Source organism: Streptomyces sp. NPDC024017 (assembly GCF_040638895.1).
In the GTDB taxonomy this organism is placed as follows: Bacteria; Actinomycetota; Actinomycetes; order Streptomycetales; family Streptomycetaceae; genus Streptomyces.
In genome coordinates this window covers 45432-71312 of the sequence record NZ_JBEZYZ010000015.1, presented here as the reverse complement: position 1 = coordinate 71312, position 25881 = coordinate 45432, and the positions used below count along the sequence as shown (strand labels likewise).

15 protein-coding genes are annotated in these 25881 nt (G+C 72.0%); 10 read left to right on the top strand and 5 right to left on the bottom strand.

From position 1 onward, the window contains the following. Positions 1 to 16 precede the first annotated feature (16 nt). A complete protein-coding gene (gene gabT / locus AB0G20_RS33640; protein WP_361309034.1) occupies positions 17 to 1351 on the bottom strand; it encodes a 4-aminobutyrate--2-oxoglutarate transaminase in 1335 nt (444 codons plus the stop codon). Between the two features lie 251 nt (positions 1352 to 1602). Between gabT and AB0G20_RS33635 the strand changes: the two genes are divergently transcribed. From AB0G20_RS33635 to AB0G20_RS33625, 3 genes are all read left to right on the top strand, one after another. Next, entirely contained in the window at positions 1603 to 3735 is a 2133-nt protein-coding gene (locus AB0G20_RS33635) for an ATP-binding protein (RefSeq protein ID WP_361309031.1), read from the top strand. Between the two features lie 123 nt (positions 3736 to 3858). Continuing rightward, complete coding sequence (locus AB0G20_RS33630) at positions 3859 to 5532, top strand: PucR family transcriptional regulator (protein WP_361309029.1); 1674 nt, start codon at positions 3859 to 3861, stop codon at positions 5530 to 5532. 122 nt (positions 5533 to 5654) lie between these two features. After that, positions 5655 to 7100 (top strand): aldehyde dehydrogenase family protein, encoded by a 1446-nt coding sequence (locus AB0G20_RS33625; RefSeq protein ID WP_361309027.1) that lies wholly within the window; start codon positions 5655 to 5657, stop codon positions 7098 to 7100. Positions 7101 to 7197: 97 nt separating this feature from the next. Here AB0G20_RS33625 and AB0G20_RS33620 read toward each other — a convergent pair whose 3' ends face one another. Beyond that, entirely contained in the window at positions 7198 to 10035 is a 2838-nt protein-coding gene (locus AB0G20_RS33620) for a glycoside hydrolase family 3 C-terminal domain-containing protein (RefSeq protein ID WP_361309025.1), read from the bottom strand. 322 nt (positions 10036 to 10357) lie between these two features. Here AB0G20_RS33620 and AB0G20_RS33615 point away from each other — a divergent pair, with 322 nt between their 5' ends. The 7 genes from AB0G20_RS33615 to AB0G20_RS33585 all read left to right on the top strand — a co-directional run bounded on the left by AB0G20_RS33615 (position 10358) and on the right by AB0G20_RS33585 (position 21293). Then, entirely contained in the window at positions 10358 to 12040 is a 1683-nt protein-coding gene (locus AB0G20_RS33615; RefSeq protein WP_361309023.1) for an extracellular solute-binding protein, read from the top strand. A gap of 26 nt (positions 12041 to 12066) precedes the next feature. Continuing rightward, entirely contained in the window at positions 12067 to 13104 is a 1038-nt protein-coding gene (locus AB0G20_RS33610; RefSeq protein ID WP_361309021.1) for an ABC transporter permease subunit, read from the top strand. Positions 13105 to 13112: 8 nt separating this feature from the next. Continuing rightward, positions 13113 to 14051, top strand: coding sequence for a carbohydrate ABC transporter permease (locus AB0G20_RS33605; RefSeq protein WP_361309019.1), 939 nt, complete (start codon positions 13113 to 13115; stop codon positions 14049 to 14051). A 127-nt stretch (positions 14052 to 14178) separates the two neighbouring features. Next, positions 14179 to 16377, top strand: a complete 2199-nt coding sequence (locus tag AB0G20_RS33600; RefSeq protein ID WP_361309017.1) for a 1,4-beta-glucanase — start codon at positions 14179 to 14181, stop codon at positions 16375 to 16377. Continuing rightward, a complete protein-coding gene (locus AB0G20_RS33595; RefSeq protein WP_361309015.1) occupies positions 16377 to 18359 on the top strand; it encodes a beta-galactosidase in 1983 nt (660 codons plus the stop codon). The genes AB0G20_RS33600 and AB0G20_RS33595 overlap by 1 nt, the downstream gene beginning before the upstream one ends. Then, complete coding sequence (locus AB0G20_RS33590; RefSeq protein ID WP_361309012.1) at positions 18356 to 20545, top strand: glycoside hydrolase N-terminal domain-containing protein; 2190 nt, start codon at positions 18356 to 18358, stop codon at positions 20543 to 20545. Before AB0G20_RS33595 ends, AB0G20_RS33590 begins: the two co-directional genes overlap by 4 nt. A gap of 34 nt (positions 20546 to 20579) precedes the next feature. Then, on the top strand, positions 20580 to 21293 hold the full coding sequence (locus tag AB0G20_RS33585) for a hypothetical protein (protein ID WP_361309009.1): 714 nt from the start codon (positions 20580 to 20582) through the stop codon (positions 21291 to 21293). Positions 21294 to 21324: 31 nt separating this feature from the next. Here the strand turns inward: AB0G20_RS33585 and AB0G20_RS33580 are convergent, their stop codons facing one another. The 3 genes from AB0G20_RS33580 to AB0G20_RS33570 all read right to left on the bottom strand — a co-directional run bounded on the left by AB0G20_RS33580 (position 21325) and on the right by AB0G20_RS33570 (position 25819). Next, positions 21325 to 22512, bottom strand: a complete 1188-nt coding sequence (locus AB0G20_RS33580) for a sulfotransferase (RefSeq protein ID WP_361309006.1) — start codon at positions 22510 to 22512, stop codon at positions 21325 to 21327. A 110-nt stretch (positions 22513 to 22622) separates the two neighbouring features. Then, entirely contained in the window at positions 22623 to 24665 is a 2043-nt protein-coding gene (locus tag AB0G20_RS33575) for a glycoside hydrolase family 31 protein (RefSeq protein WP_361309004.1), read from the bottom strand. Positions 24666 to 24805: 140 nt separating this feature from the next. Continuing rightward, positions 24806 to 25819 (bottom strand): LacI family DNA-binding transcriptional regulator, encoded by a 1014-nt coding sequence (locus AB0G20_RS33570; protein WP_361309002.1) that lies wholly within the window; start codon positions 25817 to 25819, stop codon positions 24806 to 24808. Positions 25820 to 25881: the final 62 nt, after the last annotated feature.

Below are 25881 nucleotides of genomic sequence, written 5' to 3'. Positions count from 1 at the left end.
CCCACCGCCCCTGGCGTCAGATACGCGCGAAAGCCTGCTCGATGATGTCGAGGCCCTCGTTCAGCAGGTCCTCGCCGATCACCAGCGGGGGCAGGAAGCGGAGCACGTTGCCGTAGGTGCCGCAGGTCAGGACCAGCAGGCCCTCGGCGTGGCACGCCTTGGCCAGTGCGGCGGTCGCCTCCGGGTTGGGCTCCTTGGTGGCGCGGTCCTTGACCAGCTCGATGGCGATCATGGCGCCGCGGCCACGGACGTCGCCGATGATGTCGAACTTCTCCGCCATGGCGGTGAGGCGGGCCTTCATGAGCGCCTCGATGTTCTTCGCCTTGGCGTTGAGGTCGAGCTCCTTCATCGTCTCGATCGAGCCGAGCGCACCCGCGCAGGCGACGGGGTTGCCGCCGTAGGTGCCGCCCAGGCCGCCGGCGTGCGCGGCGTCCATGATCTCGGCCCGCCCGGTGACGGCCGCGAGGGGCAGACCGCCGGCGATGCCCTTCGCCGTCGTGATGAGGTCCGGGACGATGCCCTCGTCCTCACACGCGAACCACTGGCCCGTACGGCAGAAGCCGGACTGGATCTCGTCGGCGACGAAGACGATGCCGTGGTCGGAGGCGAACTTGCGGATCGCCGGCAGGAAGCCCTTGGCCGGCTCGATGAAACCGCCCTCGCCGAGCACCGGCTCGATGATGACGGCGGCGACGTTCTCCGCACCGACCTGCTTGCTGATCTGGTCGATGGCCTGCGCGGCGGCCTCGGGGCCGGCGTTCTCGGCACCCGTCGGCCAGCGGTAGCCGTACGCCACCGGCACCCGGTACACCTCGGGCGCGAACGGGCCGAAGCCCTGCTTGTACGGCATGTTCTTCGAGGTCAGCGCCATCGTCAGGTTGGTGCGCCCGTGGTAGCCGTGGTCGAACACGACGACGGCCTGCCGCTTCGTGTACGCCCGGGCGATCTTCACGGCGTTCTCGACGGCCTCGGCGCCGGAGTTGAACAGGGCGCTCTTCTTGGCGTGGTCACCGGGGGTCAGCTCGGCGAGCGCCTCGGCGACCTCGACGTACCCCTCGTAGGGCGTGACCATGAAACAGGTGTGGGTGAAGTCGGCGAGCTGCGCCGACGCCCGCCGTACGACGGCCTCGGCGGAGGCGCCCACCGACGTCACGGCGATACCCGACCCGAAGTCGATGAGCCGGTTGCCGTCGACGTCCTCGATGATCCCGCCGCCCGCCCGCGCCGTGAACACGGGCAGCACGGACCCCACGCCCTGCGCGACCGCGGCGGTACGGCGGGCCTGCAGCTCCTGCGACTTCGGACCGGGAATGGCGGTGACGACGCGGCGCTCCTGCGGAAGTGCGGTCATGCGGGGCTCCTGGGGTGGTGCGGATGGTCTGTACGGACGCTTGGCTTCTTTTCTCGCAGGCTAGGGCGGGGGAAGGGGGGTGGGCATGCTCCATGTGGGCGTTGTCGGTGGGGCGCATTGTCCGGGGTGGACATGGCGGTCTCGTGGGCTGGTGCCCACGACCCGGCCGCGTAAGCGGTGAACTCCCCAGGAGAGGGCGTTAGATTGGCTCGCTGATGGTGGACGGAGCGGCTGGTCAGGGGGCAAGGGCGATGGACAGCGACGGGACGCAGGACGCGCGGGGTACGCATGCGAGTCCCGTGCCGCGCCCGGCGGGGCCACCGGAGGTGCCCGCGATGCCTCCCCGGCCGCCCCGGGCACCGGCGATGCCGCCGCTGCCGGACGGCTCGGCCTTCCTCACCTGGCTGCGGGCGCCACGCCCCGACGCCGCGCCGGGCGTGTGGCGGTTCGGGCACCGGCCGCGGCCCGCGGAGGAGCCCGAGGAGATCCCCACCCGGCAGCTGCTGAGCGGGGCGCTGATCGCCTTCCTGGTGGGGTGGCTGATCTGGTCGCTGCTGCAGAACGGGTATCTCGGCACCTGGTGGTGGGTGCCGTTCGACCTGATCGTCCCCGACGCCTGGCGGGGCGGAGACAGCGATCTCGGGGAGACCGGGACGTTCATCGTCTACCAGGGGTACGAGCTGCTCGTCGCCCTGGCGATCATGATCGGGGCGGCCCGGCTCGGCCGCTGGGGCGAGGTGTGGCGCCGTTTCGTCACCCCCCGCTTCCGCCGGCCGGAGGCCCAGGAGATCCGCACGACCCCCGAGGACGACCCGGCCCAGTGGAACGAGCTGCGCACCGCCGGGGCCGCCGACGCGGCCGAGCGGCTCGCCGCCGAGGCCCGCTCCGGGCTGATGCGGGACGTCGACCATGCCCGGATCCTCCGTGCCTGGCAGGGCGTACGCACCGGGCGGCACAGCCTCGCCACCTTCAGCGGCGCCGTGCTCAAGGACGGTGCCGCCGCGTGCCTCCATCCCTCCGGGGAGCGCGACCTGCCCGCCCGGCTCGCCCGGCACGACCTCGTCACCGGACAGGTGCGGCTCGGGACCACCGTGGACGACGCCCGCAACCCGTACGCCTACCGCGGCACAGGGCTGGCCCTCGGACCCGACCTGCTCGGCACCTCGCTCGTGGCCGTCGGTCCCGCCGGCTCCGGGAAGACCGGGACCGTCGTCCGGCCCCTCGCCGAATCGCTCTGCCTGCACGCCCTCGCCGGGCGCGCCGCCGTGGTCGTCGTCGGGGCGGCCGGTGCGGGGCTGGGACCGGCCGACGCGTACGACGTCGTCGTACGGATCGGGAACCAGGAATCCGAATACGACCTCGATCTGTACGGGGGCGCCACCGACCCGGACGAGGCCGCGGCCGTGCTGGCCGAGGCGCTCGTCGGGGATCTCGCCGACCCGCATCCCGGCAGCGACAGCCGCCGGTCCACCACCGTCCTCGCCCAGCTGCTCGGGCCGTTCCGGGCCGTGCACGGGCGCTTCCCCTCCGTGCCCGAGCTGCGGCAGCTGCTGGACGGGGCGCCGGGGCCGTTCGCCGCGCTGCGGCAGGGGCTTCAGGAGGCCGGGCAGGAGTCGCTGCTGCGGGAGCTCGACGCCCGGGAGCGGCAGATGGGGCAGCCCGGGGACGTCGGCGGGGTGCTCGGCGATCGTGTCGCGCTGCTGGACCGGCCCGCCTTCGCCGGGTTCTTCGACACCTCCGGACAGTCCCGGCCCTTCACGCTCAAGGCCCTCGACCACCCGGTGCGAGTGCGCATCGACCTGCCCCAGCGCGGGCACGCCGACGCCTCCAAGATGCTGGCCCGCCTCGTGCTCGCCCAGTTCACGGCGAGTGTCGCCGTACGCGAGGACCGGTCGCTGTTCGCCTGCCTGCTGCTGGACGACGCGACCGGGGTGGTGACGCCCGAGGCCGTGCGGGGCATCCAGCGGCTGCGGTCCGGCAACGCCGGAGTCGTGCTCACCCTGCGGACGCTGGACGACGTGGCCCGGCCGCTGCGCGGGCCGCTGCTCGGGGCCACCGGATGCCGCATGGCGCTGTCGGGGCTCACGCCGTGGGACGGGCAGGACTTCGCCGAGGTGTGGGGCAAGGAGTGGACCGAGGCCCGCGACGTCACCGACCGGCAGATCATCGCGGAGACCCCGGCGGGCAAGGCCGTGCACATGCTGCGCCGGGTGATCACCGGCAAGGCCCCGACCGCGCGGGCGGTGACCGTGCGCCAGGTCGAGCGGGAGCGCTGGTCCGCCTCCGAGCTGGCGCACGGCGTGCCGGCGGGTCACGCCGTGCTGTCGCTGACCGACGTCAAGGGCGAGCACGCGCCCCCGCTGCTCGTGGATCTGCGGAGCTGACCCTGACCTGCCCACCCGTGCGGGTACGCGGGCACCGTACGGTGAGGCAGAATCGTCACAGGTCGTTCATACGCGGCGGCCAAATGACCACAGAGATCACACAGCCCTGACGCAGAAGGCCTCATGCCCCCGACGCTCGCCTCGCTCGTCCACCACTCCGCGCTGAAACTGGCCGTGCGGGCGGGCGAGGACCGCCTCGACGTGCCGGTCCGCTGGGCCCACGTCAGCGAGCTCGCCGACCCCGTGCCCTACATGGAGGGCGGGGAGCTGCTGCTGATCACCGCGCTCAAGCTCGACGCCGAGGACCCGGAGGCCATGCGCCGCTACGTCCGGCGGCTGGCCGGAGCCGGAGTGGTCGGGCTCGGCTTCGCCGTCGGCGTCAACTACGAGGAGACCCCCAAGGCACTCGTCGACGCGGCCGAACAGGAGGGCCTGCCGCTCCTGGAGGTGCCGCGCCGCACCCCGTTCCTCGCCATCAGCAAGGCCGTGTCCGCCGCGATCGCCGCCGACCAGTACCGGGCCGTCACCGCCGGGTTCGCCGCCCAGCGCGAGCTGACCCGGCAGGCCCAGACCGGCGGCCCGGATGGTCTGCTGGCGGCGCTGGCCTCGCAGGTCGACGGATGGGCGGCGCTGTACGACGCCTCGGGCGCCGTCGTCGCCACGGCACCGGAGTGGGCGGGGCGGCGCGCCGCGCGGCTCACCGGTGACGTGCAGAAGCTGCGGGACCGCCCCGCGCCCGCCTCCTCCGTCGTCGGCGGGCCGGAGAACGAGGACCGGGTCGAGCTGCACACCATCGGCACCGGCCGGCGCCCCCGGGCGGCCCTCGCCGTGGGCACCGCCGCCGCCCCGGGCACCGCCGAGCGCTACGCCGTCCACTCGGCCATCGCGCTGCTGACCCTGACCACGGAACGCTCCCGGTCCCTCCAGGCGGCCGAGCAGCGGGTCGGTGCGGCGGTGCTGCGGATGCTGCTGGCCGGGGAGCCGGACCATGCGCGCGCGGTCGCCGGGGACCTGTACGGCGAGCTGCTGGACGCGCCGTTCCGGATGATGGTCGCGGAGCGGGTGCCGGTGTCGGCGTCGGCCGCGCTGGCCCGTGCCGAGGCGCGCAAGGGCGCTCCCCCCGTCGAGCGGACCTCGGCCGCCGCGCTCGCCGCGGCCGAGACCGGCGGCGACCCCCTCGCGGCGCTCGCCGACGTCATCGAGTCCGCGGCGGCCCGGGCCGGCGAGGCCGTGCTGGTGGTGCCGGAGGGGGAGCGGCTGGTGGTGCTGGCCGCGGACGGCGGCGCCGCCGCGGCGGCCTGCGGGGAGTACGCGGCCGCCCTGGAGACGTCCCGGGCCGGCATACGCGAGAAGGTGCCGGGCGGCGAGGAGGCCGAAATGGTCGTGGGCCTGTCGGCGCCGGCCGGGCCCATCGCCGCTTCCGCCGCGTACAAGCAGGCCGAGCAGGCGCTGTCGGTGGCGCGGCGGCGCGGGCGGGTCCTCGTGGAGCACGAGCGGATGGCGGCCGGATCGGTGCTGCCGCTGCTCGCGGACGACGCGGTGCGGGCCTTCGCCGACGGCATGCTGCGGCCGCTGTACGAGCACGACGCCACGGGCCGCGGCGACCTCGTCGCCTCCCTGCGCGCCTGGCTGTCCAAGCACGGCCAGTGGGACGCGGCGGCGGCCGAGCTCGGCGTCCACCGGCACACCCTGCGCTACCGCATGCGCCGGGTCGAGGAGATCCTCGGCCGCTCCCTGGACGACCCGGACGTCCGGATGGAGCTGTGGCTGGCCCTGAAGGCGGCCACCACCGAGTAGCCAAACCGGAGTGTCCGCGTCCCTCACTGCTACGGCTCGGACAAACGCCCTTCGGCCACCTCGCGCCTACGGTTGGTCCCGTAGTACAGGATCACTCCCAACGCCGAAGGGCCGGAACCCACATGACTTCCACCCACGCCTTCTGGCTCGCCGGCCGCCAGGCCACCGGCGAGGACACCTTCGACGTCACCTCCCCGTGGGACGGCCGGCTCGTCGGCACGGTGAGCGTGCCGACGGACGCGCAGGTCGAGGAGGCCGTGGCCGCCGCGCACGCCGTTCTGGACGAGTTCGCCGCCACCCCCGCCCACGTGCGGGCCGCCGCCCTCGACCACGTCAGCAAGCGCCTGGTCGAGCGCACCGAGGAGATCGCGCAGCTGATCTCCGCCGAGAACGGCAAGCCCCTGAAGTGGGCGCGCGGCGAGGTCGGACGAGCAGTGTCCGTGTTCCGGTTCGCGGCCGAGGAGGCCCGGCGGTTCAACGGCGGCGAGGCCCAGCGACTCGACACCGACCTCGGCGGCCAGGGCCGGCTCGCCCTCACCCGCCGCTTCCCGAAGGGCGTCGTGCTCGGCATCGCGCCCTTCAACTTCCCGCTGAACCTGTGCGCCCACAAGATCGCCCCGGCGATCGCCGCCGGCGCCCCCATCATCCTGAAGCCGGCCCCGGCGACCCCGCTGTCCGGCCTGATCATCGGCGACCTGCTGGCCGAGACCGAGCTGCCGGCGGGCTCCTGGAGCATCCTGCCCGTCGCCAACGACAAGATGCCCGCCCTCGTGCAGGACGAGCGCCTGCCCGTCATCTCCTTCACGGGCTCCGAGAAGGTCGGCTACGCGATCATGGACTCGGTGCCGCGCAAGCACTGCACCCTGGAGCTGGGCGGCAACGGCGCGGCCGTCGTCCTCGCCGACTGGGCGAGCGACGAGGACCTGGACCGGGCGGCGAACCGCATCGCCACCTTCTCCAACTACCAGGGCGGCCAGTCCTGCATCTCCGTCCAGCGGGTCATCGCCGACGCCTCGGTGTACGACCGGCTGCTGCCGCGCATCGTCGCCGCCGTCGAGGCCCAGGTCACCGGCGACCCGAGCGACGACAAGACCGACGTCGGCCCGCTGGTCAGCGAGGACGCCGCCCGGCGCGTCGAGGCCTGGGTCCAGGAGGCGGTCGACGCCGGTGCCGCGCTGCTCACCGGCGGCAAGCGGGACGGCGCCTCCTACGCGCCGACCGTCCTGGCCGACGTGCCGGCGGATGTCACGATCTCCTGCGAGGAGGTCTTCGGGCCGGTCCTCACCGTGCAGAAGGCGGACGGCGAGGCCGCGGCCTTCGCCGCCGTCAACGACTCCAAGTACGGCCTCCAGGCGGGCGTGTTCACCCACGACCTGCAGACCGCGTTCCGCGCCCACCGCACCCTCGAGGTCGGCGGCGTGGTCATCGGCGACGTGCCGTCCTACCGTGCCGACCAGATGCCGTACGGCGGCGTCAAGCAGTCCGGCGTGGGCCGCGAGGGCGTGCGGTTCGCCATGGAGGACTACACGTACGAGCGTGTGCTGGTGCTGACCGGCATCACCCTCTAGCTCATGGGAACCATTTTCATATAGTCTCTGCGAAGAGGCCCGGCACCGATGCCTTCCGGTGCCGGGCCTCTTCTTTACGCCGGCCTGCTCCGGACCCTCAACCGGAGAAGCCGACGTGCGCGAGCCGCAGTGGGCCGCGCAGCCTGAGGTGCACGTCGTGGACGCCCGCGGCGACGACGGACGCGCTCAGCGAGACGTAGTCGTACGGGCCCGAGGTCGGTGTGGCGGGCGACAGCACCGCGAGTGCCGGGCCGCCGTCGAGGGACAGCTCGACCGCGCCCTGGCCGGCCACCTCCACCGTCACCTCGGCGATGCCCCGCCCGAAGTCACAGGCGCGGTAGACCAGTTCGCCGGTCACCGTGCCCGCCGGTGTCACCGCGTCGCCCGCGACCTTCGTCCGGTCGACGATCTCGATGCCGCTCTGCTCGTCGAACCCGGCCGCGGCCAGGCCGTTCGCGAGGACCGCGCGGGGCAGCGTCGGCTCGCCGTCGAGCGTGACCGCCGTCCGCAGCCGGACGTCCTCGCTGGACGCCCCGGCCAGCAGCTCGTACGCGCCCGGCTCCACGCGCCACCGGTCCTGGGCGACGTCCCAGAACCCGAACGCGCTCAGCGGGACTTCGAAGTCCAGCTCGGCCGTCGCCCCCGGGCCGAGGGTGATGCGGCGGTGGTCCAGCAGTTCGCGGCGCGGACGCGGCACCGACGCGTCGACGGCCCGGGTGTAGAGCTGGGCCACCTCGTCGGCCGTGACGTCACCGGTGTTGGTGACGGAGAAGGAGACGCGCACCGTCCCGTCCTCGACCCGGGCCGTCAGGCCGCCGTAGGAGAACGACGCGTACGACAGGCCGTGCCCGAAGGGGAACAGGGGCGTCCCCTCGAAGTACAGGTACGTCTGGCGGGTGCCGATCACGTCGTAGTCGAGGAGACCCGGCAGGTCGGCGTCGTCGGCGTACCAGGTCTGCGGGAGGCGGCCGGCGGGGGAGACGTCGCCGGCCAGGACGCGGGCCAGGGCGGTGCCGGCCGCCTGACCGCCGTGCGCGGTCCACAGCACCGCCGGGAGCTCGGCGGGGTCGACGGCGTACGGGTAGGCGGAGACCAGCGCCAGCACCGTGGCCGGGTTCGCCGCGCGGGCCGCCCGCAGCAGCCGCTCCTGCTGTTCGGGCAGGCGCAGGGTCGTACGGTCCTCGGTCTCGCGGCCGTTGATGTGCGGGTCGTTGCCCGCGACCACCACGACCACGTCGGCCGCCGCGGCGGCACGCGCCACCGCCTCCTCGCCGCGCTCGGCGACGACCAGTTCGAAGACCTCGGGATCGTCGTCGGCAACCTTCACGCCGTCGGCGGAGACACACACGTGGCGACCCGTCCCCAGGTGCTTCAGGAGGTGCCCGTTCCCATGCGGTTCCAGGCGGAACGTCTCCTGGACGACCCAGCCGCCCGGCTGGTCGGCGGAGGCGCGGACGCGGCCGTCGTCGGCGACCGAGAGGTAGCGGCCGTCGGGCGCGCGCAGGGTCAGCACGCCCTCGCCCCAGTCGGCCAGCGCCAGCTCGGTGCCGGTCGCGTCGGTGGTGAGCGGGGGCAGGTCGGTGCGGCCCGCGAGCAGCGCCGGGTCGAGCGCGCCCTCGGCGCCGCGCACCTCGTCGGCGGCCCCCTCGGCCACCGGCACGTGCAGGAACGCACCCGCGGAGGTCTTCAGCCGGACCCGGTCCACGCCCTCCGCGAACTCCACCCGCTCCGCGCCGAACCGCTCGTACAGGCCCTCCAGCGGGGTCGAGCGGTGGATGAGCGTGCCGCTGTACCAGTCGAGCTTGCACTCGTCGGCGAGCGGCCCGACCAGGGCGATCCGGGTGCCGGGGGCGAGCGGCAGCACCCCGTCGTTCTTGAGCAGCACGATCGCCTGCCCGGCGGCCTCCCGGGCGAGGGCGCGGTGCGCCGGGGTGTCGAACTCGCCGGTCGCGTAGTGCGGGTCGTACTGCGGGTCGAACTCGCCGAGCCGGAAGCGGACGGAGAGCTGACGGCGTACGGCCGTGTCGAGGTCGGCCTCGGTCAGCAGACCGCGTTCCAGGGCGCCGCGCAGCCGCCCGATCATCTGGGAGGAGTCCGTGCCGTGGTCGGTGAAGCTGTCGACCCCCGCGACGAGGGAGGCGGCGGTGGCCTCCTCGTGGGTGTCGAAGTAGTGCTCGGAGTCGACCAGGTTGCTCGGCGCGCCCGCGTCCGAGCAGACCAGCAGGTCCTCGTCGGTCCAGGTCCGCAGGTGCTCGGACAGATACGGGGAGACGTGGTTGGGACGGCCGTTGACCAGGTTGTACGCCGGCATCACCCCGGCCACCGCACCCGCCTCCACGGTCTCGCGGAAGGCCCGCAGGTCGTACTCGTGCAGCACGCGCGGGCGCACCGAGCTCGACGTCGTGGAGCGGTCCGTCTCGTTGTTGTGGGCCAGCCAGTGCTTCAGCACGGGCGCAGTGCGCCAATAGGTGGGGTGGTCGCCGCGCAGACCGTGCGTGTAGGCCGTGGCGATGGCCGAGGTGAGCTTCGGATCCTCCGAGTAGCCCTCCTCGTTGCGGCCCCACAGGGGGTGGCGCAGCAGGTTGACCGTCGGCGCCCAGACGTTGAGGCCGAGCCGGTCGTCCTTGGCGCGCATCGCGCGGACCTCCTTGGACACCGCGTCGCCGACGCGCCGCACCAGCTCCGGGTTCCAGGTGGCGCCGAGGCCGACCGCCTGCGGGAACACCGTCGCCGGGCCCATCCACGCCACGCCGTGCAGGGCCTCCTGGCCGGTGCGGAAGGCGGCGACACCGAGCCGCTCGACCGCGGGCGCGAACTGGTGCAGGAACGACAGCCTCTCATCGAGGGTGAGCCGACCCAGCAGATCGTCGACGCGCTTCGCGAACGGCAGCTGCGGATCACGGAACGGTTCGGTGGGTGGCGTGTGTGCGGTCACGTGTGGATCCCCTTGCGATGGATCGGTGCGGTGCTTTCGAAGCGCTTCGATGCTGGGATGCCGACGGGCCGAGTGTCAAGGGATCAGCGCTGCCACTTCAAGCAGTGCATGAGGAAAGGTCCCCTCCCATACTGCGGAGGAAGTTTGGGAACGACCCTTGTGCGCCCTGGGGTGTTCACTTAACCTCACAGCAACATCGAAGCGCTTCGACTGAGAGTCCCTTGGGGTCGAAAGCTCGCTTCGGCTCAGCCAGTTCCACTCGAGACACCGCAGCCGACGGCCCTCCGCCGGGTGTCCTGGTGCGCCATGAAGGGTTGACGCAATGACGCCGAACGCCGCCCCCGCCTCCTCCGGACCGAGCCGGAGAAGTTTCCTCGCCTCCACGGCGGTCGCCACCGCAGCGGTGGCGGGTGGGATGCCGCTGCTCGCCGCGTGCGGCGGATCGGACAGTGGTTCGCGGGACGGCACCACGTCGGGCAAGAGCGCCAAGAAGCTGCTGCCGGCCTACGTCGCGAGCAACGTGGTCTCGCCGGACATCCCGTCCAAGAACGGCTCGGCGATGGGCTTCACCAGCAAGCTCGACCTGGCCGACCTCAAGACCGCGGTGCCGAAGAAGCTCGGCAAGGGCAGCTCGGTCAAGATCATGTCGCCGTTCTGGGGCACGCCGCCGAAGGGTGACAACGCCTACTACAAGGCGATGAACGACCTGATCGGCGTCGACATCGCCTGGCAGAACCAGGACGGCAACACCTACGACGAGAAGCTGGGCGCGGTGCTGGCCTCCAGCGACGTGCCGGACGTCGTGGTCATACCCAGCTGGAACATGGGCGGCAAGATACCCAGCGCCATCATCAGCAAGTTCGCCGACCTCGGGCCATACCTGTCCGGGGACGCGATCAAGAAGTACCCCAACCTCGCGGCCATCCCGAGCGGCGCCTGGCAGTACTCCATCTTCGGCGGCAAGCTGCGCGGCCTGCCCCAGCCGGCCCCCGCGGTCACCGGCATCGTGCCCTTCTACCGCAAGGACATCTTCGACAAGGAGGGCTACGATCTCCCGAAGTCCCCGGACGAGTTCCTCGCCCTCGCCAAGGAGATCACCCGCCCCAAGGCCAAGGTGTGGGCCTGCGACGACCTGAAGTGGACCGCCTTCAACATCTTCGGGGTGCTCTCCGGCAGCGAGAAGCCGCTCGGCTGGAACCTGGCCGACGGCAAGATGGTCTACCGGGTCGAGACCGAGGAGTACCTCGAGGCCCTGGAGTGGACGCGCAAGCTCTACGCGGCGGGCGTGGTCCACCCCGACGCCAAGGCGGTCCAGGGCCTCGCGGGTGACCGTTTCACCGCCGGCCAGGTGCTGATCTACAACCAGAACATCTCGGACTGGTGGGGCAAGATGGCCGAGCAGGCGGGCCGGAAGACCGACTTCCGCATCTCCGGCATGGACATCTTCGGCGCCGACGGCGGCGACCCCACGCTGTGGGCCGGCTCGCCCGCGGGCATCTTCGCCTTCGTCAACAAGAAGGCCTCCAAGGCCGTCATCGAGGACATCCTGGCCGCCGCCAACGTCACCGCCGCCCCGTACGGCACCAAGGAGTACATGCTCACCAACTACGGGGTGGAGGGCACGCACTACACCGTCAAGGACGGGGTGCCCACCAAGAACGACAAGGGCAACCAGGAGGTCATCAACGCCTACGTGATGCTCGCCAGCCCCGCCCCGACCATCGCGCACCCGGACCTGCCGGACATCGCGAAGGAGCAGGTGGAGTGGCAGCAGCGGATGGGTGCCTTCACCAAGAAGTCCACCTTCTGGGGCATGCAGATCACCGAGCCCGCCCGCTACACCAACCTCTCCAACGACTTCGAGCAGTTGGAGGACGACGTCGTCCGCGGCCGCAAGAAGATCAGTGATGTGCAGCAGGCCGTCTCCGAGTGGAAGAAGCAGGGCGGAGACAAGCTGCGGGACTGGTACCAGAAGCTGCACGACACCGACGGTTCGGCACAGTGACCCGGCGCTGAGGCAAGGAGAAATCCGTGTCCAACAGCACGGTGCCTCGCAGCAGGGCCGAGGCGGAGACCACCGATACGGCTTCCCGGGCAGCGAACGCCGAGGGTGAGCGGCCGGGGAAGAGGAAACTCTCCGGCAAGCTGAGCCTCCGGCTGCGGTTCCGCCGCGACCGCACGCTGATCCTGATGACCCTGCCGGCCGTCGCGCTGGTCCTGGTCTTCAACTACATACCGATCCTGGGCAACGTCGTCGCCTTCCAGGAGTACGACCCCTACGTCAGCGACAACGGCTTCGTCGCGATGCTGGAGAGCCCCTGGGTCGGCATCGAGCAGTTCGAGCGGATCTTCGCGGACTCGGCGTTCTGGGACGCCGTACGGAACACGCTCGTGCTGTTCGGCCTCCAGTTGGTGCTGTTCTTCCCCATCCCGATCGTGCTCGCGCTGCTCATCAACAGCGTGATCAGGCCCCGGATCCGGGCGGTGTCGCAGGCGATCCTCTACCTGCCGCACTTCTTCTCCTGGGTGCTGGTGATCACCGTCTTCCAGCAGATCTTCGGCGGGGCGGGCATCATCGCGCAGACCCTGCGCCAGCACGGCTACGAGGGCTTCGACCTCATGACCGACCCGGGGATCTTCAAGTTCCTGGTGACGGCGGAGGGCGTCTGGAAGGACGCGGGCTGGGGCGTCATCGTCTTCCTCGCCGCACTCGCCTCCGTGAGCCCCGACCTGTACGAGGCGGCGGCCATGGACGGGGCCGGACGCTGGCGCCGGATGTGGCATGTCACGCTGCCCGCGCTGCGGCCCGTGATCGCCCTGCTGCTGGTGCTGCGCGTCGGTGACGCGCTCACCGTCGGCTTCGAGCAGATCCTGCTGCAACGCGACGCGGTGGGACCAGGGGCGGCGGAGGTCCTCGATACCTACGTCTGGTGGAACGGCGTCCGTAACCAGGACTTCAGCTACGCGGCCGCCGCAGGGCTGATCAAGGGCCTGGTGAGTGTGGCGCTCGTCCTCGCCGCGAACAAGGTGGCCCACTTCATGGGCGAGCAGGGGGTGTACAAGAAGTGACCGCCGTCATGGACAAGGCCGCCATCCAGGAGGCGGCGCGCGAACCCCGCTGGTGGGAGGCTCCGCCGAGGCCCGTCTGGGAGGAGGAGCCCAGCAAGGCCGGGGTCGCGGGCAAGGGCATCGTCCTGGCCGCCGCCTGCCTCGCCGTCCTGTTCCCGCTGTGGATCGTCATCGTCACCAGCCTGTCCTCGAAGCAGACAATCAACGCGGCCGGCGGGCTCGTGGTGATCCCGAAGGACATCACCTTCATCGCCTACCAGGAACTGCTGAGCGGCGGGCAGGTGACCCGGGCCGCCATCGTCAGCGTGGGCGTCACGCTGGCCGGCACGGTGTTCTCCATGACGGTGTCGGTGCTGGCCGCCTACGGCCTGTCCCGCAGCGGGTCGCTGGGTCACCGCTGGCTGCTGATGACGCTGCTCGCGACGATGTTCTTCGGGGCCGGGCTCATCCCCACGTATCTGCTGGTGCAGTCCCTGGGTCTGACCGACACGTATCTCGCGCTGATCCTGCCGAGCGCGGTGAGTGTCTTCAACATCCTCGTGCTGCGCGCGTTCTTCATGGGCATCTCGCCGGAGCTCATCGACAGTGCGCGCATCGACGGGGCGGGAGACTGGCGGATCCTCTGGCAGATCGTCATTCCGCTCTCGCGGGCCGTCATCGCGGTGATCACGCTGTTCTACGCGGTGGGGTACTGGAGTGCCTGGTTCAACGCGTCGATCTATCTCAGTGACCAGAACATGATGCCGCTGCAGAACGTCATGATCCAACTGGTGCAGAAGCAGGAAGCGCCGGTCGGGGTGAGTCAGGCGATCAAGACCGGGCAGATCTCCGCGCTGGCGATCCAGATGGCCGTGATGGTGATGGCGTTGCTGCCGGTGGCCGTGATCTCGCCGTTCGTCCAGAGGCACTTCAAGAAGGGCATGCTCACCGGGGCCGTCAAGGGCTGAGTGGCGCCCACTCGGTGGGGTGCTCCGGTTGTTCGGCGACCGCGGGCCGCTCGTGGCCGGTCGCGCAGTTCCCCGCGCCCCTTCCGGGGCGCTTCCTCCCCCCTTTCAGAACGACGAGGTATGTGTCATGCATGCGTCCAGCCTCACCAGACGTGCCGTTCTCGCCGGGACCGCGGTCGCCGCCGCGGCCGTCTCCCTGCCGCTGACCCAGGGGCGCGCACAAGCCGCCGCCACCCCCACGAAGGGCGGGTACCGCTGGCGCAATGCCGTCCAGGGCGGCACCGGATTCATCACAGGGGTGCTGTTCCACCCCTCCGTACGCGGGCTCGCCTACCTCCGCACCGACATCGGCGGTGCCTACCGGTGGGACGATCGGAGGGACCGCTGGATCCCGCTGACCGACCACCTCGGCTGGGACGACTGGAACCTGCTGGGCGTGGAGGCCATGGCCGTCGACCCGGCGCATCCGAACCGGGTGTACCTCTCCCTCGGCACGTACGCCCAGTCCTGGGCGGGCAACGGGGCCGTGCTGCGGTCCGAGGACCGCGGGGCCACCTGGAAGCGCACCGACCTCACCGTGAAGCTCGGGGCCAACGAGGACGGGCGCGGCTGCGGTGAGCGGCTGCTGGTCGATCCCCGGGACAGCGACACCCTGTGGCTCGGCACCCGGCACGACGGACTGCTCAAATCCACCGACCGGGGCGCCAGTTGGCAGGCCGTGAGTTTCCCGGCCGCGCCGAGCGCCACCGGCCAGGGCATCACGCTCCTCGTCGCCGCCGGCCGCAGCGTCTACGCCGGCTGGGGCGACTCCGACGGCACCTCCCCGAACCTCTACCGCACCGCCGACGGCGTCACCTGGGAGGCCGTCCCGGGGCAGCCGGCCGGCACCGCCGCCAAGGTCCCGATCCGGGCCGCGTACGACCGGCACACCCGCGAGCTGTACGTGACGTACGCCAACGCCCCCGGCCCCAACGGGCAGTCCGACGGCAGCGTGCACAAGCTGCGCATCAGCAGCGGGAAGTGGAGCGAGGTCACGCCGGTGAAGCCCGGCGGCACGACGGCCGACGGCTCCGCCGACACCTTCGGCTACGGCGGTGTCGCCGTCGACGCCCGCCGGCCCGGCACGCTCGTCGTCTCGACGAACAACCGCTGGGCCGACATCGACACCGTCTTCCGTTCCACCGACGGCGGCCGCACCTGGACGTCCCTGAAGGACAGGGCCGTCCTCGACGTCTCCGAGACCCCCTACCTCAAGTGGGGTGACGAAAAGCCCAAGTTCGGCTGGTGGATCCAGGCCCTGGGCCTAGACCCGTACGACTCCGGGCACATCGTCTACGGCACCGGCGCGACCCTCTACGGCACCCGCGACCTCAAGCGCTGGGCCCCGCAGATCCGCGGTGTGGAGGAGGCGTCGGTACGCCAGCTGATCTCGCCTCCGAGCGGTGAGGCCCACCTGCTCAGCGGCTCCGGGGACATCGGCGTGATGTACCACGAGCGGCTCACGGCATCGCCGTCGCGCGGCATGGCGTCGAACCCCGTGTTCGGCTCGGCGACGGGCCTGTCGCTGGCCGCCGCGAAGCCGTCGTACGTGGTCCGGGCCGGCTGGGGGGACAACGGCAACGGTGCCTTCTCGAACGACGGCGGCCGGACCTGGGCCCCCTTCAAGGCCCAGCCCTCCGTGGCCAAGTCCGCGCCGGGGCCGATCGCCACCAACGCCGACGGCAGCGTGCTCCTGTGGTCCTTCGGCACGGCCAACCCGGGCTACCGCTCGGCGGACAACGGCGCCACCTGGTCCGAGGTCGCCTCCTTCCCCAAGGGAGCCGCCCCGGTGGCGGACCCCGTGGACCCGGCGCGCTTCTACGCCTTCGACACCACCACCGGCACCGTGCACGCCAGCACCGACGGCGGCCGGACCTTCACCGCGCGGGCCACCGGCCTGAGTTCGGGCGACGGCGAGTTCCAGCTGGCCGCGGTGCCCGGGCGCTCCGGTGACCTGTGGCTGAGCCTCAAGTCGAACGGGCTGTACCGCTCGACCGACGGCGGCGCGACCTTCACCAAGGTCTCCAGCTGCTGGGCCTCGCACACCGTCGGCTTCGGCAAGGCCGCCTCGGGCGCGTCCTACCCGGCGATCTACATGGTCGGCTCCACGGAGAGCATCACCGCCGTGTACCGCTCCGACGACGAGGCGAAGACCTGGACGCGGATCAACGACGACCGGCACCAGTGGGGCTGGATCGGGGCCGCGATCACCGGCGACCCGCGCGTCTACGGCCGGGTCTACATCGCCACCAACGGACGGGGCGTGCAGTACGGGGAGCCCGCCTGATGACCGGGAGGAAACAGCCCGACCTGAGCGATGCCACCCGGGGCCGTCTCCTCTTCGGCGGGGACTACAACCCGGAGCAGTGGCCCGAGGAGACCTGGCACGAGGACGTCCGGCTGATGAAGGACGCCGGCGTCAACTCGGTCACCCTCGGCGTCTTCTCCTGGTCGAAGCTCGAACCGGAGCCGGGCGCGCGGGAGTTCGGCTGGCTGGACGGGCTGATGGACCTGATGCACGAGAACGGCATCGGCGTCGTCCTCGCCACCCCGACCTCCTCGCCCCCGCCCTGGATGGGCCGGCTGCACCCCGACACCCTGCCGGTCACCGAGGACGGCCGCACCGAGTGGTGGGGCGGCCGGCAGCACTTCTCGCACTCCAGCGCCACCTACCGGCGCTACGCCGCCGCCATCACCGAGGACCTCGCCGCCCGCTACGGCGGCCACCCGGCCCTCACCATGTGGCACATCAACAACGAGTACTGCACCTTCGACTACGGCGACCAGGCCGCGGCCGCCTTCCGCCGCTGGCTGCGGCAGAAGTACGGCACCCTCGGGGCCCTCAACGATGCCTGGGGCACCGCCTTCTGGAGCCAGGGCTACGACACCTGGGACGGCATCCTGCCGCCCCGCCTGCCGCACTACATGCGCAACCCCGGCCAGGTCCTGGACTTCCGCCGCTTCACCTCCGACATGCTCCTGGAGTGTTACGCCGCCGAACGGGACATCGTCCGTCGGCACACCCCGCACCTGCCGGTCACCAGCAACTTCATGCCGCTGTGGGTCGGGCAGGACGCCTGGCGCTGGGCCGAGGAGGAGGACGTCGTCTCCGTCGACCTCTACCCCGACCCGCGCGACCCCCTCGGCGCCCAGAACGGCGCCCTGGTCCAGGACATGACCCGCTCCCAGGCGCGCGGGCCGTGGATGCTGATGGAGCAGGCTGCCGGGCCGGTCAACTGGCGGGGCGTGAACCACCCCAAGCCGCGCGGCCTCAACCGGCTGTGGTCCCTCCAGGCCGTGGCCCGCGGAGCCGACGCCGTGTGCTACTTCCAGTGGCGGCAGTCCCGGCAGGGCGCGGAGAAGTTCCACTCCGGCATGGTCAGCCACGCCGGAGCGGAGGGCCGCACGTACCAGGAGGTCAAGCGGCTCGGCGCCGACCTGGAGCGGATCGCGCCCGAGGTGACCGGCCGGCACCTCAGCGCGAACGTCGCCGTCCTGCACGACTGGCACGCCTGGTGGGCCGGCGCCCAGGACGGCCGCCTGTCCAGCCGGGTGGAGTACCCGGACGTCCTGCGCGCCTGGCACCGGGCCCTGTGGCAGGCGCACCTCACCACCGACTTCGCCCACCCCGAGCACGACCTCACGCCGTACTCGCTGGTCGTCGTGCCGCAGCTGTACGCCCTCACCGACGCGGCGATCGACAACCTCCTCGCCTACGTGCGGCAGGGCGGCACCCTCGTCTGCGGCTTCCAGACCGGCGTCGCCGACGAGGACGACCGGGTCCGCCCCGGCGGCATGGACGCCCGGCTGCGCGCGCTGTTCGGCATCCGCACGCTGCACGAGTGGTGGCCGCTGGACGAGGGGGAGACCGTCGCCTGCGAGGGCTTCCGCGGCACGCTGTGGTCCGAGGAACTGGAGGCAGACGGCACCGCCGAGGAGACCGTCCCGTACAAGGGCGGTGAACTCGACGGACTGCCCGCCGTCCTGCGCAAGGGCCGGGCCTGGTACGTCTCCACGCTCCCGGAGCCCGAGGCGCTGCGCGGCCTGCTGGCCTCCATCGCCACCGGCGTGGGGGTCCGGCCGGTGCTCGACGGCCTTCCCGAGCAGGTCGAGGCCGTACGCCGGGGCGAGGTGCTGTTCGTGCTCAACCACGGCCGCGAGCCGGTGACCGTCGAGGTGCCCGGCACCCACCGCGACCTGCTGACCGGGACGGACGTCACCGACCGCGTCACCCTCGGCCGCTACGAGGCGGCGGTGCTGCGGCCATGACCGGCTCCGCCCCCGTCCACGGCACCTGGGAGCCGCAGCCGGCCGCCCGCTGGGAGGACGCCTTCCTCAGCGGCAACGGCCGGCACGGCGCCCTGGTGTTCGGCGACCCGCACGCCGATCGGGTCGTCGTCACGCATCACACCCTGGTGCGGCCGGGCGGCCGGGACCCGCGCCCCCCGCAGCTCGCCGGCGACCTGCCGGGTCTCCAGGACCGTCTCCTGGCGGGCGACACCACCGCCGCCGAGGACTTCACGGACGGCCGCCCGCTCCAGTGGGTACAGCCCTTCCACCCCGCCTTCCAGGTCCGGCTGGGCCGGCCCGAGGACAGCGGCCACGACTACCGCCGGGACGTCGACTTCACGACCGGCGTCGTGCGGGCCGCCTGCGCCGGCTGGACCAGCCGCGTCTTCGTCTCCCGAGCCGACGACGTGATCGTCCAGCACGTCGGCGGACCCGGCCTCACCCTGGACATCGACCTCGACCCCCGGCTGCCCGGCGCCCCCGCCGGACTGGGCATCGGCCACGGGGCCGTCCTCACCCCCGAGGGCGCCCTGCTCAGCCTGCGCGCCCGCTACCCGGACAGTGACCGGGCCTGCACCGGCGTCACCCAGATCACCGTCACCGGGGGCACGACCACCCTCGTGCCGCCGGGCGTGCACGTCGAGGGCGCCCGGTCCGTGCTGCTCCTCACCCGGGTGCGGCGGCACACCGGCGAGGTCGACGTGCTCGCCGAGGGCCGTGCCCTGCGCGACCTGCCCGCCGACTACGACGAGCTCCTCGACCGCCATGCCGCCCTGCACCGCACCGCCTACGAGCGCGTCACCCTCGATCTCGCCGCCGACCCCGCCGAACGGGCCCTGCCGGGCTCGGAGCTGCTCAAGCAGCCGCGCAGCGCCGCCCTGCCGGAGCGCCTCTTCGCAGCCGGCCGCTACCACCTGCTGTCCGCCGCCGGCCTCTTCCCGCCCCGCCTGACCGGACTGTGGACCGGCGACTGGAACACCGCCTGGTCGGGCGCGTTCACCAACGACGCCAACCTCAACCTCCAGACCGCCTCGGCCGCTGCCGCCGCCCTCCCCGAGGTCACCGAGGCCCACGCGAACCTGGTCCACCGCCAGCTCCCCGACTGGCGCGACAACGCCCGCGCGATCTTCGGCACCCGGGGTGTCGTCGCCCCGGCCCACACCGACGGCGAGTCCGGCCACTCGTACCACTACAACCGCGAGTACCCGCTGCACCTGTGGACCGCCGGCGCCGACTGGCTGCTCAAGCCGCTCGTCGACCACGACGAGACCCACGGCACCCGCGACCCGCGCACCGCCGCCGCACTCGCCGAAGCCGCCCTGTTCTACGAGGACTTCCTCACCAGGACGGACGAGAACGGACACCTGGTCGTCGTCCCGTCCTACTCACCCGAGAACCGCCCCTCCAACGCGAGCTGGGGCACGATCAACGCCGCCATGGACCTCTCCGCGGCCCGCCACGCCCTGCGCACGGCCGCCGCCTACCACCCCGGCCCCGACGCCGACCGCTGGAACGCCCTCGCCGACCGGCTCCCGCCGCACCGCGTCAACGAGGACGGAGCCCTGGCCGAATGGGCCTGGCCCGGCCTCACGGACTCCTACGACCACCGCCACCTCAGCCACCTCTACGGCGTCTGGCCGCTCGACGAGATCACCCCCTACGACACCCCCGAGCTCGCGGCAGCCGCGCACCACGCCCTCGAACTGCGCGGCGCCGAGAACGACTCCGCGCACGGCCATCTGCACCACGCCCTCGTCGCGGCCCGGCTCCGGGACGCAGACCGCGTCGCCCACGCCCTCGGCCAGGTCCTGGACGGCGACTTCTTCCACGCCTCCCTGATGAGCGCCCACTACCCCGCCCGCGACGTCTACAACGCCGACGCCGCGCACACCCTGCCCGCCGTGCTGATCGAGATGCTCGTCCAGTCGACCCCCGACCGGCTGGTCCTGCTGCCCGCGCTGCCGGCGACGTACCCCGAGGGCGCCCTGCGCGGGGTGCGCACCCGGTTCGGGGCCGAGCTCGACCTCACCTGGACGCGGGACGGCGCCACCGTCGTCATCAGGCCCGGTCGCACCCACCGCGTCGAACTGCGGACTTCCTCCGGCCCGGAATCCCTCCACCTGGTCGCCGGAGAAGACCACGTCCTCACCTTGAGGGCGTGGTAGTTCCCCCCACCCCCCCACCCATGGAAGGGACACCATGGCATCACGCACGCTGAGCAGGGTCACCAAGGCCCTGCTGGCTCCCGCCCTGGCGCTCGGCGCCACCGTCGGACTCGCCTCCGCCCCCGCCTCCGCCGCCGTCTGGAACTCCTGCGACCAGTGGGGCCAGACCAACCTGAACGGCTACACGCTCTACAACAACATCTGGGGCGGCGGCGCCGGCAGCCAGTGCATCTGGGCCAACTCCGGTACCAACTGGGGCGTCTGGGCCAACCACCCCAACACCGGCGGCATCAAGTCCTACCCGAACCAGACGAAGGCGATCAACAAGTCGATCACCTCGCTGGGCTCGCTCTCCAGCAGCTACAACGTCAGCGTCCCGTCGTCCGGCGCGTACAACACGTCGTACGACATCTGGGACACGGACCACGACTACGAGATCATGCTCTGGGTCAACAAGACCGGGCCCGTCGGCCCGATCGGGTCCTCGCAGGGCAGCGTCAGCCTCGGCGGCCACTCCTGGAACGTCTTCAAGGGCACCAACGGCGCCAACGAGGTGTTCTCGTTCATCCGCACCTCCAACTCCAGCTCCGGCACCGTGAACATCCTGCCGATCCTGAAGTGGATCAAGGACACGAAGCGCTGGATGGGCAACGAGACCATCGGTGACGTCCAGTTCGGCTACGAGGTCACCTCGTCGTCCGGCGGGCTCAACTTCACCACCAACAACCTGACGGTCAGCAGCAGCTGATCCGTCGCGGGGGCCGGGGCCGGGCGTGCCGTCAGGCGCGGTCGACCTCGGCCCGCAGCGCGTTGTATCCGGCGAAGGCCGAATCGACCGCGTCGCGGGTCAGGCCGTAGCGGGACAGGTCGTAGGTGTGCCTGCGGGCGCCCTTGGGGCGGGCGACGGCCGCGGGGAGCCGGGCCGCGTCGGCCTCGGTCCACCGGGCGCCGACGGCGGCGTAGAGCTTCGGGGCGCCGGTCGCGGGCTCGGAGCCGAGCCAGGAGTACGGGACGTCCACCAGCTGCTGCGCGGGGATGGCGGCCCGGGCCGCGAGACCGCGGTTCATGGCCCGGCTCAGCAGGTCGAGCCAAGTGGCACCGATGCCGGTGAGGTCGACGGGGCGGGTGCTGACGGCCATGCCGTGCTCGATCAGGGAGCAGAAGGACGCCACGACGGTGACCGGGTCGCGGTGGCACCACACGATCGTCGCGTCCGGGAAGACCGTGCGCAGCGCGTCCAGGTTCTCCAGGTGCATAGGGGACTTCAGCATCCAGCGCCGCCGCGGACGGCCGTACTGGAGCACCTGGTAGACCTGCTTGAGATGCCGGTAGTCGGCCGTGAAGTCCCGCGCGCAGTGCCACTCCCGGTACTCGGGGATACGGGCCTGGGAGAACGGCATCAGGGCGTGCGGCAGCGCGAACGTGCACTCCTCCGGGCCCTCGGCGGCCATCGCGTGGATGTCGCGGAAGCGCGGCGCGAACAGGTCCGTGCCCTGCACCATCCGGCGTCCGGCCGTGACGGCCTTGCGGCGCTGCCGGGGCGGCAACTCCAGGTCGGGCGCGAGCAGTTCCCACAGCAGCGGGCATCGGTGCTCGTCGGAGACGGCCAGCACGGAGTGCGTGACGGTGGTCGCGGTGCGGGGCAGCCCCACGACGAACACCGGCTTCTCGATGGGCTCCTGCTCGATCTCCGGGTGCTCGGCGATCAGCCGCCGCACCCGCGCGCGGTTGGCGAGGTGCCGCCGCACGTGGCTCTGCGCGGCCTGCCAGCCGACCGGGGTGAGGTGCTCGGCCTTGGCCCACCAGCCCAGCAGGGCGCGGAAGTCGTCGACGAACTGCCGGTCTCCCGGCGCCTCCCCGGCCTCCACCACGATGCGGTCGAAGATCCGGCCCGGGTCCCTGCGGGAGCCGAAGGCGGGCCGCAGCGCCAGGTTGGCCAGGGTGAGGGCGAGCGGAGTCGAGGACACGCGGGAAACCTACCTCCTGGAACTTGCCTGCGCTGGACGGAAGTTGGCCGAACAAGTGAAAGGGGATGGCCGGAAGACCTCCATCGATCCGGCCATCCCCTTCGGCACGGCTACTCCGCTACAGGCAGCCGTGCCCCGTCCCGCAGGAACAGCGGGATGCGGTCCAGCGGGGCGTCGACCGTCACGGTCCGGCCGCCCTCGTAGGTCTCACCCGTCCACGCGTCCGTCCAGGACGCCCCCGCCGGCAGGTACGCCGTACGGGCGGTGGCGCCGGCCGTCAGCACCGGCGCGACCAGCAGGTCCGGGCCGAACAGGTAGGAGTCGTCGACCGACCAGGCCGCCTGGTCGTCCGGGAACTCCAGGAACAGCGGCCGCATCACCGGCAGGCCCTCCTCGTGGGCCGCCCGCATCACGTCCAGCACATACGGCTTCAGCCGCTCGCGCAGCCGCAGGTACCGCTCCAGGATCGCCCCGGCCTCCTCGCCGTACGACCACACCTCGTTCGGGCCGCCGGTCATCTCCGGGCCCAGCGGCATGCCCGGGTCGCGGAAGCCGTGCAGCCGCATCAGCGGGGACAGCGCGCCGAACTGGAACCAGCGGACCATCACCTCCTGGTACGCCGGGTCGTCCGGGTCGCCGCCGTGGAAGCCGCCGATGTCGGTGTTCCACCACGGGATGCCCGACAGGGCCGTGTTGAGGCCGGCCGCGATCTGGCGGCGCAGGGTCGGGAAGTCCGTGCCGATGTCACCGGACCACAGCGCGGCTCCGTAGCGCTGACTGCCCGCCCACGCCGAGCGGTTGAGGGTGACGATCTCCTCCTCGCCGGTGGCCGCCAGACCCTCGTAGAACGTGCGGGCGTTCTCCGCCGGGTAGGCGTTGCCGACCTCCAGGCCCGGGCCCGCCCAGTAGCGCAGGTTCTCCTGGAAGCCCGGCTTCAGCTCCGGCTCGCAGGCGTCCAGCCAGAACGCCGTGATGCCGTACGGGTCGAGGTAGTTCTCCTTCACCTTCGACCACACGAACTCGCGGGCATCCGGGTTGGTGGCGTCGTAGAAGGCCACCTGGACCGTGGAGGCGACCTCCTTGTCGGGCCAGTCGGCGTGTGCCATCGGGCCGTACTGGGTGCCGATGAAATAGCCGCGCTGCTCCATGACCGGGTGGTTCTCGCTCAGCGGCGAGACCGACGGCCAGACGCTCACCACCAGCTTGATGCCGAGCTCCTCCAGCTCGCGCACCATGGCCCCCGGGTCCGGCCACTCCTTCGGGTCGAACTTCCACTCGCCGAGGTGCGTCCAGTGGAAGAAGTCGCAGACGATCGCCGAGATGGGCAGCCCCCGCCGCTTGTACTCCCGGGCCACCTCCATCAGTTCGTCCTGGGTGCGATAGCGCAGCTTGCACTGCCAGAAGCCCGCCGCCCACTCCGGCAGCATCGGGCTGCGGCCGGTCACCGCGCTGTAGCGGCGCTGGCCGCCGGCCGGGTCGCCCGCGGTGATCCAGTAGTCGATCTGCCGGGCCGAGTCGGCGACCCACCGCGTTCCGTTGTGCGCCAGCTCCACGCGCCCGATCGCCGGGTTGTTCCACAGCAGGGTGTAGCCGCGGCTGGAGGTGAGCACGGGGATCCCGACCTCGGCGTTGCGCTGGATCAGGTCCAGCACCAAGCCCTTCTGGTCCAGGCGCCCGTGCTGGTGCTGGCCGAGGCCGTACAGCTTCTCGCCGTCGTAGGCTGCGAAGCGCTGCTCCAGGCGGTGGTGGCCGTTGCCGACGGCCGTGTAGAGGCGGGAGCCCGGCCACCAGAAGTGGGCGCGGTCCTCGGCGAGGATCTCGGCGGAGTCCTCCGTCCGCAGGAAGCGGATCAGACCCTCGGCGCTCACCTCGACGGTGAGCGCACCGACGGTCAGCAGTCCTGCGCCGTCCTCGATCTTCACCGAGGCCGTTGTCGCGGGAGCCTCGTCGAGCAGGGCGCCCGGGAGTCCCTCGAGGACCGGGCCGCCGAGCCGGGCACGCACCCGGACCGCGTCCGGGCCCCACGGCTCGATCCGGAGGGTCTCCTGGCGGCCGCTCCACTCCAGCGCACCGTCCCGCTCGCGGAACGTGCCGACGGTCGGGGAGGACTGCGCCAGGCTCACCTGGGGCTGGGTTTCAGCAGGCTGATTCACGCGTGCTCCTGTGCTCCTGGAGGAGTGCGGACAGAGGTGTGCAGACATGGGGGTGCCCTGGGAGGAGGGCGCAGCCCTCCGGCGAGGGCGGAGTGCGGGGGAGTTCGGAGGTCGGGGTGAAGGGCGAGGAATGCGGAGGCCTACGACCGGCTCGGCGCCGGTCCCGTGCTGCCCCGTACGGTCAGCTCGGGCGCGATCAGCACGACCTCGTCGCTGCCGCGCCCCTCGAGCTTGGCGACCAGGTGGTCCACGGCGTGCCGGCCCATCTCCTGGGCGGGGATGGCGACCGACGTGAGGCGCACCGAGGCCTGCATCGCGACCTGGTCGGGGCAGATCGCGACCACCGACACGTCCTCCGGCACGGCACGGCCCTGCTGCCGCAGCAGCGCGAGCAGCGGCTCGATCGCCGACTCGTTCTGCACGATGAGGCCCGAGGTGTCCGGACGTTCGTCCAGGATCCGGGCGAGCGTCACCGCCATCGCGTCGTACCCGCCCTCGCACGGCCGGTGCAGCAGCCGCACGCCCAGCTCCCGGGAACGGGACCGGAGTCCGTCCAGGGTGCGTTCGGCGAAGCCCGTGTGCCGCTCGTAGACGGCCGGGGCCTCCCCGATGACAGCGATGTCCTGGTGCCCCTGCTTGGCCAAGTGCTCCACGCAGAGCGCGCCCGTCGCCCGGAAGTCCAGATCGACGCAGGTCAGCCCCGACGTGTCGGCGGGCAGCCCGATCAGCACGGACGGCTGGTCCGTCGCCCGCAGCAGCGGCAGGCGCTCGTCGTCGAGTTCGACGTCCATCAGGATCATCCCGTCGGCGAGCCCGCTGCCCGCCACGCGGCGCACCGCGTCGGGGCCCTCCTCGCCGGTGAGCAGCAGCACGTCGTACCCGTACGCGCGCGCGGAGGTCGCCACGGCGATGGCGATCTCCATCATCACGGGCACGTACATGTCCGTGCGCAGCGGCACCATCAGCGCGATGATGTTCGACTTGCTGCTGGCCAGGGCGCGGGCCCCGGCGTTCGGGTGGTACCCGAGCTCGCGGATGCTCCGTTCGACCCGCTGCCGGGTGTTCGCGGAGATGGACCGCTTGCCGCTGAGGACATAGCTCACCGTGCTCGCCGAGACTCCGGCGTGCTGGGCGACCTCGGCGAGGGTGACCATCCAGCTCTCCAAGCTCTTGTGAAGCGCTTCGACGATGCGCGTTGCTGATACGGGTGGGTGAG

Coding starts and splice junctions, on each gene's coding strand:
- gabT (WP_361309034.1), bottom strand. CDS start 1,351: ATGACCGCACTTCCGCAGGAGCGCCGCGTCGTCACCGCCATTCCCGGT.
- AB0G20_RS33635 (WP_361309031.1), top strand. CDS start 1,603: ATGGACAGCGACGGGACGCAGGACGCGCGGGGTACGCATGCGAGTCCC.
- AB0G20_RS33630 (WP_361309029.1), top strand. CDS start 3,859: ATGCCCCCGACGCTCGCCTCGCTCGTCCACCACTCCGCGCTGAAACTG.
- AB0G20_RS33625 (WP_361309027.1), top strand. CDS start 5,655: ATGACTTCCACCCACGCCTTCTGGCTCGCCGGCCGCCAGGCCACCGGC.
- AB0G20_RS33615 (WP_361309023.1), top strand. CDS start 10,358: ATGACGCCGAACGCCGCCCCCGCCTCCTCCGGACCGAGCCGGAGAAGT.
- AB0G20_RS33605 (WP_361309019.1), top strand. CDS start 13,113: ATGGACAAGGCCGCCATCCAGGAGGCGGCGCGCGAACCCCGCTGGTGG.
- AB0G20_RS33600 (WP_361309017.1), top strand. CDS start 14,179: ATGCATGCGTCCAGCCTCACCAGACGTGCCGTTCTCGCCGGGACCGCG.
- AB0G20_RS33595 (WP_361309015.1), top strand. CDS start 16,377: ATGACCGGGAGGAAACAGCCCGACCTGAGCGATGCCACCCGGGGCCGT.
- AB0G20_RS33590 (WP_361309012.1), top strand. CDS start 18,356: ATGACCGGCTCCGCCCCCGTCCACGGCACCTGGGAGCCGCAGCCGGCC.
- AB0G20_RS33585 (WP_361309009.1), top strand. CDS start 20,580: ATGGCATCACGCACGCTGAGCAGGGTCACCAAGGCCCTGCTGGCTCCC.
- AB0G20_RS33570 (WP_361309002.1), bottom strand. CDS start 25,819: ATGGTCACCCTCGCCGAGGTCGCCCAGCACGCCGGAGTCTCGGCGAGC.